The organism is Flavobacterium sp. (assembly GCF_044377315.1).
GTDB lineage: Bacteria > Bacteroidota > Bacteroidia > Flavobacteriales > Flavobacteriaceae > Flavobacterium.
Genome location: NZ_JBILJG010000044.1, coordinates 1 through 7,885, shown reverse-complemented (window position 1 = coordinate 7,885; position 7,885 = coordinate 1). Strand labels below are relative to the sequence as shown.

Genomic DNA, 7,885 nt, shown 5'->3' with positions numbered 1-7,885 from the left:
ATGCTGAGACGTATTACAAATATGCACAGATGCTAAAAGCCAACAAGAAGTACGATGCAGCTAATGAGCAGATGAAAAAATTTGCCAAACTAGCGCCAGGCGATATGCGTGCCAAAGCCTTTGTAGATAACCCAAGCTATATCACTAAATTAACCGAAAAACAACAGGTTTATAACCTAAAGTATTTAGATGTTAACAGTGACAAATCAGACTTTGGAGGTGTTTTGTATGACAACAACTTCTACTTTACAAGTGCAAGAAACAGTGCTCGCAAAGATTATGGATGGAACAAAGAACCATTTTTAGACATTTACAAATCTACGTACAATCCAGACGGAACCTTTATGAGTACAGAAGCTATTACAGAGCTAAACTCTCAGTTTCATGATGGTCCTGTAACTATTACAGCTGATGGAAATACAATATACTTTACAAGTGATAGTTTTAGAGAAAAAGTATTCATTAAAGACAAAAAAAACAAACTAAAACTAGGAAGAAACAACTTGTTTAAAGCCACTAACGAAAATGGAAAATGGACCAACATCATATCACTTCCATTTAACAGTGCAGACTATTCAACAAGTAACCCTAGTGTGAGTAGAGATGGCAAAACCTTGTACTTCTCATCAGATATGCCCGGTAGCTTAGGAGGCGTTGATATTTGGAAAACAACCGTTAATGCAGATGGAACTTACTCCACACCGCAAAACTTAGGAAGCAACATCAATACCGAAGGCAACGAGAGTTTCCCATACATTACAGATGATAACAATACGTTATACTTTGCCTCAAGTGGTAGACAAGGATTTGGTGGATTAGATGTTTTTGTAGCCGACTTGGCAAAAAGCACGCCAGCACAAAACATGGGCCAACCTATAAATACCGAGAAAGACGACTTTTCATTTACCTTTAATAGCAAAAACAAAATCGGATTCTTCTCAAGTAACAGGTCGGGCAACGATGAGATTTATGGTGCACAACCAATCTGTACAACCGAGTTGTTGGCACAAGTGGTAAACGAAAAAACCAACCAATCAATCAACAATGCAAAAGTGGCGATAGTCGATGCTAAGAAAAACATCCTAGCAACACTACAAACTAACGAAAATGGTGAAGTAACCTACAGAGTGCCATGCGATGCAGAATACGCTATACAAGCATCTAAAGACGGTTATATGAGCAACGTGTACCAAGTGGCAAAAACCAAAGAAGATCAGGTAAAAGCAACTATCAAACTTACGCCAATTGAGCCTGTTATTACCGAAACAGAAATCATCTTACAACCTATTTACTTTGAGTATAACAAAAGTAACATCACCGAAGATGGCGCCTTTGAGTTAGACAAACTAGTAAAAGTAATGCAAGACAATCCAAAACTAGTAATCTTGGCCAAATCGCATACAGATAACAGAGGAAGTGATACCTACAACCTAAACTTATCAGACAGAAGAGCAAAATCAACCGTACAATACGTAATCTCTAAAGGAATCGACAGAGCCAGAATCTCTGGAAAAGGATTTGGAGAAACAGAACCAAAAGTTGATTGCGGACAAACATGTACCGAAGAACAATACGCGCAAAACAGAAGAAGCGAGTTCTTGATTGTGAAGTAAATCAAATACAAAAAACAAAAAGGCGTTTAAGAAATCTAAACGCCTTTTTTATAGTAAAGAATCCTTCTCGGACTCATAAAAAGCATCTACAGATAATTTTTCTTGCATAGAAGCCATAACTGCCAATTCATCACATCTTTCGTTCTGTGGATGATTATTATGACCTTTAATCCATTTAAAATCTACTTGGTGGTTTCTGTATGATTTGAGAAAACGAATCCATAAGTCGGGATTTTTTTTACCTGAAAAATTCTTTTTTTCCCAACCAAAAACCCATTTCTTTTCTACGGCATCAACAACATATTTTGAATCTGAAACCACCAAAACTTTCGTTTTTGGATTTTTTAATTTTTCTAAACCAACAATTACCGCTAATAATTCCATTCTATTATTGGTAGACAATCTAAAACCTTCGTAAAATTCTTTTTTGTAGGGTGTTCCTACCATTTCCATGACCACGCCATAACCTGCCGGACCAGGATTTCCCTTAGCGGCGCCGTCTGTATATATGTGGACTTCGTGTTGCATTTTTTTAAAGTTTACTTATAAGATTTTCTATAACCTCAGGAAAATAGTTATATTCTAAAAAATGAATTTTTTCAGCAATTTCTTCGGCAGTTAAACAATCTTCAATAGAGACACTTTTCTGAAAAACAATCGCGCCTTCGTCATAATTTTCATTAACATAATGAATCGTAATTCCAGTTTCTTTTTCTTTATTATCCAAAACTGCTTGATGTACATTCATTCCATACATGCCTTTTCCACCATAATTTGGTAAAAGAGCAGGATGAATGTTTACTATTTTATTAGGATAATCTTCAATTATAGAAGATGGGAATTTTAGTAAAAAACCCGCCAGTACAATTAAATCTGCTTTTAGACCTATTATTTTTTTTAAAACTATGCCGTTAGAAAGTTCCTCTTTATTGAATACTTCACATGGAATATCAAATTTATTTGCTCTTTCTATAACTTTAGCATTAGGATTGTTAGTGAGAATTCCAACTACGGTTCCATGAGTATTGTTTTTAAAGTGTAATATGATTTTTTCGGCGTTAGAACCCGAACCAGAGGCAAAAATTACAATCTTTTTCATTTAGGGGTAATTTAGTATTACGCAAAAAAAAGAATAATAAATGATAATAAATAAAAATAATTGGTCTTTGTTAAATTTATTTTTTAAATTCGTGGTCATATTTATTAACTAAAATGTTGTTTTAAAATAAAGTTTTTTATTTTTGCCAACAAATTAAATTTAAAATTAAAGATTATGTCAGACATTGCATCAAGAGTAAAAGCGATTATCGTAGACAAATTAGGCGTTGACGAAAACGAAGTTGTAACAGAAGCAAGCTTCACAAACGATTTAGGAGCAGATTCATTAGACACTGTTGAGCTTATTATGGAGTTCGAAAAAGAATTTGACATTCAAATTCCAGATGATCAAGCAGAAAACATCGCTACTGTAGGTCAAGCTATTTCTTACATCGAAGAAGCAAAAAAATAATAAAGCCTTAAAACCCGTTGCATAATTGTGACGGGTTTTATTATTTTTTCAAAAATTAGTCTATTTTTGATTGAATTTCAATCACACTATATTGAAATACCCTTGTCTCTTTAAGCTAATATGATAAAGAAAACAGGGTATTATTTGTTTAAATACTATTTTAAAAAAAAAAATATGCAATTAAAGCGTGTTGTTGTAACAGGTCTTGGAGCACTAACTCCTATCGGAAATTCCATTCAAGAATATTGGGATGGTTTAATAAATGGTAAAAGCGGCGCTGCTCCAATAACTTATTATGATACTGAAAAGCATAAAACAAAATTTGCTTGTGAAGTAAAAGATTTCAATATTGAAAACTTTATGGATCGTAAAGAAGCTCGTAGAATGGATAAATTTGCTCAGTATGCTGTTGCTGCAAGCGAAGAAGCCATTAATGATGCTGGAATAACTAAGGACAATGTAAACAAACAAAGAGTTGGTGTAATTTGGGGTGCAGGAATTGGCGGATTAGAAACTTTTCAAGAAGAAGTTTTAAATTATGCTGCTGGTGATGGAACTCCAAGGTTCAACCCATTCTTTATTCCAAAAATGATTGCAGATATTGCTCCTGCGCACATTTCGATGAGAAATGGATTTATGGGGCCAAACTACACAACAGTTTCTGCTTGTGCATCATCTGCTAATGCCTTAATTGATGCATTCAATTATATTCGTTTAGGTCTTTGCGATGTTATCATCTCTGGAGGTTCTGAAGCAGCTGTTACTATAGCTGGAATGGGCGGATTTAATTCTATGCAAGCTTTATCAACAAGAAATGATAGTCCAGAAAAAGCCTCAAGACCTTTTGATGCTACTCGTGACGGCTTTGTTCTTGGTGAAGGTGCTGGTGCTTTAGTGCTTGAAGAATACGAACATGCCAAAGCGCGTGGCGCCAAAATATATTGTGAAGTTGGGGGTGGCGGAATGTCATCTGATGCTTATCATTTAACAGCTCCGCATCCTGAAGGAATTGGTGTAATTGCCGTTATGGAAAACACTCTTCGAGATGCCGGAATGTCTCCTGAGAAAGTAGATCACATCAATACTCATGGAACTTCTACACCTCTTGGCGATGTTGCCGAATTAAAAGCAATTTCTCATGTTTTTGGTGACCATGCTAAGAATATCAATATCAATTCGACCAAGTCTATGACGGGTCACTTGCTTGGTGCTGCTGGTGCAATTGAAGCTATTGCTGTAATTTTAGCAATGAAAAACGGTATTGTTCCTCCAACCATTAACCATGAAGTTGTTGATGAAAACATTGATCCTTCTTTGAATTTGACTCTAAATAAAGCGCAAAAAAGAGAAATCAATGTTGCTATGAGTAATACATTTGGTTTTGGTGGTCACAATGCTTGTGTATTATTTAAAAAATTGGAAGAATAACCACTAAATGAGTTTATTAAAAAAAATATTTTCTAAAAGTTCCCGTCCTACAGAAGGCGGGAATTTTTTTGGTGATATAGAACGAATCATAGGTTTTAAACCAAAAAAAATTGAGAATTACACAAGAGCATTTACCCATCGCTCTATAAATAAAGTAGATTTAAAAGGAAATCCTATTAGTTACGAAAGACTTGAATTTTTGGGTGATGCGATGCTGAGTTCAGTAATTGCGGCTCATCTATTTAATGAAGTTCCGTCTGGAGATGAAGGTTATTTGACTAAAATGCGCTCTAAAATAGTTAGCCGTGAACATCTTAACGAGCTAGGAAAGGACTTAAATTTAATTAAATTTGTTGAAAGTAAAGTGCAAACCCAGCATTTTGGTGAAAACATACATGGAAATATTTTTGAGGCATTAGTTGGAGCTATCTTTTTAGATCAAGGTTATTCACATTGTGAAAAATTTATCCATAAAAAAGTAATTGAGCCTTATGTTGATATACCAAGACTTGAAGGAAAAGTAATCAGCTATAAAAGTTTGTTGATAGAGTGGTGTCAAAAAGAAAAAAAGACATTTCATTACGACATTTTTGAAGATAATAGCATAAGTGGTGATCGCCTTTTTGGTGTTAAACTTAGTATTGACGATGTTGTTGTGGCAAAGGCAAGAGCAACTTCTAAAAAGAAAGCCGAGGAAAAAGCTTCACAAAGAGCCTATTTTGCGTTTCAAGGAAAAATCGACAAAAAAAATAAATAATTCTCAAAACTATATCGTTTTCGTTGATAAATAAACAGTTAGTTCAAAATATCAAGGAATTTTCTCAACAAGAAATACTATATTTACACCTAAATTTTCAATAAAATGGCAATTCATAAATTGATAATTGATGATTGTGAAGAGACTAATTTTGAGCTATTAGCAATTCATACTTCACTAGAAGACTATCGTTTAGCCTATTTTATTAACCAAAAGCTTCCTGTGCTTCTTTCAAAAAATGAAAAACAAATACAGGTTATTAGTAAAGCTGGCAAAATAAATTTTTCTAAATACAGTTATAACAATACAGAAAAACAAGAATATTGGGATTTAATTCAAAATAAAAATGAAATTATTATTCAAAAGAAATTGACAACCCAAAATCTTTTTGGTAATGAAGAAGAAACAACAACAACTTATTTAGTTCCAGAATTTAAAAAAGTTGATTATTTTATAAAAATTGAAAACGCAGAAATTGATATTGAATCAATTTTATCCGAAATAAATACAATAGAAAGAATTTCAACGGTTTATGCTGTTGATTTAGCTAAAATAAAATCAAAAAACAATCTAATTTTTTAATACAAATGCCAACAAATAAAAAAACAAAAATTGTAGCCACACTTGGTCCTGCTTGTAGCACTAGAGAAGTTCTAAAAGACATGATTGAGGCTGGTGTTAATGTTTTTAGAGTAAATTTTTCGCATGCCGATTATGATGATGTAAAATCTAAAATAGATTTAATTAGAGGTTTAAATGATGAATTCGGTTATACAACAGCAATTTTAGGTGATTTACAAGGGCCAAAACTTAGAGTTGGTGTAATGAAAGAAGATGTAGTTGTAAATCCTGGTGATATCATCACATTTCAAACCGCCGAAGATGTTCCTGGAACAGCCGATAGAGTTTATATGAACTACAAAGCATTTCCTAGCGATGTAAATCCGGGCGAAAAAATCCTTTTGGACGACGGAAAATTAATGTTTGAAGCATTAGAAACCAACGGAACAACCGAAGTAAAATGTAGAGTAATTCAAGGTGGACCATTAAAATCTAAAAAAGGTGTAAACTTACCTAATACCAAAGTTTCTTTACCTGCATTAACAAAGAAAGACATAAAAGATGCGCTTTTTGCAATAGAACAAAAAGTAGATTGGATTGCGCTTTCATTTGTAAGAACCGCCGAAGATTTGATGGAATTACAAGATTTAATTGCTAAACATTCGGATCATAAAATTCCAATTATTGCTAAAATTGAAAAACCAGAAGGTGTAGAAAACATTGATAAAATTGTAGCTTATTGTGATGGATTAATGGTGGCTCGTGGCGATTTGGGTGTTGAAATTCCAGCTCATGAAGTTCCGTTAATTCAGAAAAAATTAATTCATAGAGCTAAAACAGCTCGTATTCCTGTAATTGTGGCTACGCAAATGATGGAAACCATGATTACAAGCCTCACACCTACTCGTGCCGAAGTAAATGACGTTGCCAACTCTGTTATGGATGGTGCTGATGCTGTAATGCTTTCGGGAGAAACTTCTGTTGGAAATTATCCAGTGCAAGTAATTCAGCAAATGACACAAATTATTGAAGCTGTTGAAGATTCGCCGCTTATTCAAGTACCACAAAATACACCACAAGTTAGAACCAATCGTTTTGTTACAAAATCAATTTGTCACCATGCAGCTATGATGGCTAATTATATTAAAGCAAAAGCGATTTGTACTTTAACCAATAGCGGTTATACTGCTTTTCAAATTTCGGCTTGGCGACCATCGGCTCATATACTAGTTTTTACGTCAAATAAGCGCATTTTAACGCAATTAAATCTGCTTTGGGGCGTGAAGTCTTTCTATTATGATAAATTCGTTAGTACAGACGATACTGTAACCGATGTAAATGAAATTGCTCGTGTAAAAGGATTTGTTGACAAAGGCGATTTCTTAATCAATCTTGCGGCAATGCCAGTAACCGAAAAAGGAATGGTAAACACCTTGAGAGTTTCGGAAATAGAGTAAAATCATAAGTAATAAAAATATGAAATCCGTCTTGTTGAATAACTTGACGGATTTTTTGTGATTGTTTATTTAGAAAATATTTTTTTACGCACAACTTTGTGATTGTTTTTTTTAAAAAATAATATTTGTGCACAATTTTATTTAAACAAAACGCTACGCGAATACCTCCTGACTTTGCGCCAAACTTTTATACACTTTTTGCTTTAAAATATAAAAAGCAGGTTTTTTGTTTAAAATGGGCTATATAAATATAAAAATAAAACCCTTTTTAGTAAAAGCACTTCGACTGCATTCAGTGTGACAATTGTATTAAAAATCAAATTTCAATTGAACTTCAACGGTTTTTTTGACTTCGGCATTGAGATTGTTTAACGAAATTCCGAGAAGTCGAACCGATTCTTTCATGCGTTCTTGAAACAAAAGTTCTTTGGCAGTTTCTAGCATTAATGCTTTGTCTGAAATAAAATAAGGCAAGGTTTTACTTCGTGTTTGCTGCGAAAAATCACTGTATTTTATTTTGAGTGTGACTGTTTTTCCTGAAATATTGTGCTTTTTTAAT

8 protein-coding genes and 1 pseudogene are annotated in these 7,885 nt (G+C 33.6%); 6 read left to right on the top strand and 3 right to left on the bottom strand.

The genetic code is table 11. From position 1 onward, the window contains the following. Positions 1 to 1,613 (top strand): OmpA family protein (locus ACIQ66_RS11010; protein WP_396212843.1); only part of this gene is annotated, 1,613 nt, incomplete at its 5' end. A 48-nt stretch (positions 1,614 to 1,661) separates the two neighbouring features. Here ACIQ66_RS11010 and rnhA read toward each other — a convergent pair. Together rnhA and ACIQ66_RS11000 are read right to left on the bottom strand one after the other, a co-directional pair. Beyond that, complete coding sequence (gene rnhA, locus ACIQ66_RS11005; RefSeq protein WP_396212842.1) at positions 1,662 to 2,141, bottom strand: ribonuclease HI; 480 nt, start codon at positions 2,139 to 2,141, stop codon at positions 1,662 to 1,664. Positions 2,142 to 2,145: 4 nt separating this feature from the next. Next, entirely contained in the window at positions 2,146 to 2,712 is a 567-nt protein-coding gene (locus ACIQ66_RS11000; RefSeq protein WP_396212841.1) for a phosphoribosylglycinamide formyltransferase, read from the bottom strand. Positions 2,713 to 2,886: 174 nt separating this feature from the next. On the opposite strand from ACIQ66_RS11000, the gene ACIQ66_RS10995 reads away from it, so the two are divergent. From ACIQ66_RS10995 to pyk, 5 genes are all read left to right on the top strand, one after another. Then, positions 2,887 to 3,123, top strand: a complete 237-nt coding sequence (locus tag ACIQ66_RS10995) for an acyl carrier protein (protein ID WP_007137004.1) — start codon at positions 2,887 to 2,889, stop codon at positions 3,121 to 3,123. Positions 3,124 to 3,297: 174 nt separating this feature from the next. Beyond that, positions 3,298 to 4,551 (top strand): beta-ketoacyl-ACP synthase II, encoded by a 1,254-nt coding sequence (gene fabF / locus ACIQ66_RS10990; protein WP_396212840.1) that lies wholly within the window; start codon positions 3,298 to 3,300, stop codon positions 4,549 to 4,551. Between the two features lie 7 nt (positions 4,552 to 4,558). After that, positions 4,559 to 5,308 carry a ribonuclease III gene (gene rnc, locus ACIQ66_RS10985; protein ID WP_396212839.1) on the top strand — a complete coding sequence of 250 codons (750 nt, stop codon included), beginning with the start codon at positions 4,559 to 4,561 and terminating at the stop codon, positions 5,306 to 5,308. A gap of 105 nt (positions 5,309 to 5,413) precedes the next feature. Then, positions 5,414 to 5,890: an IPExxxVDY family protein gene (locus tag ACIQ66_RS10980; RefSeq protein WP_396212838.1), complete on the top strand. Its 477-nt coding sequence runs from the start codon at positions 5,414 to 5,416 to the stop codon at positions 5,888 to 5,890. Positions 5,891 to 5,895: 5 nt separating this feature from the next. Beyond that, on the top strand, positions 5,896 to 7,326 hold the full coding sequence (gene pyk, locus ACIQ66_RS10975; protein WP_396212837.1) for a pyruvate kinase: 1,431 nt from the start codon (positions 5,896 to 5,898) through the stop codon (positions 7,324 to 7,326). 309 nt (positions 7,327 to 7,635) lie between these two features. Here pyk and ACIQ66_RS10970 read toward each other — a convergent pair. Beyond that, positions 7,636 to 7,885 (bottom strand): annotated as a pseudogene (locus ACIQ66_RS10970) (DNA polymerase IV); the annotation flags it as partial.

Bases quoted from the DNA above. Each gene is read 5' to 3' on its own strand.
- rnhA (WP_396212842.1), bottom strand. From the start codon at position 2,141: ATGCAACACGAAGTCCACATATATACAGACGGCGCCGCTAAGGGAAAT.
- ACIQ66_RS11000 (WP_396212841.1), bottom strand. From the start codon at position 2,712: ATGAAAAAGATTGTAATTTTTGCCTCTGGTTCGGGTTCTAACGCCGAA.
- ACIQ66_RS10995 (WP_007137004.1), top strand. From the start codon at position 2,887: ATGTCAGACATTGCATCAAGAGTAAAAGCGATTATCGTAGACAAATTA.
- fabF (WP_396212840.1), top strand. From the start codon at position 3,298: ATGCAATTAAAGCGTGTTGTTGTAACAGGTCTTGGAGCACTAACTCCT.
- rnc (WP_396212839.1), top strand. From the start codon at position 4,559: ATGAGTTTATTAAAAAAAATATTTTCTAAAAGTTCCCGTCCTACAGAA.
- ACIQ66_RS10980 (WP_396212838.1), top strand. From the start codon at position 5,414: ATGGCAATTCATAAATTGATAATTGATGATTGTGAAGAGACTAATTTT.
- pyk (WP_396212837.1), top strand. From the start codon at position 5,896: ATGCCAACAAATAAAAAAACAAAAATTGTAGCCACACTTGGTCCTGCT.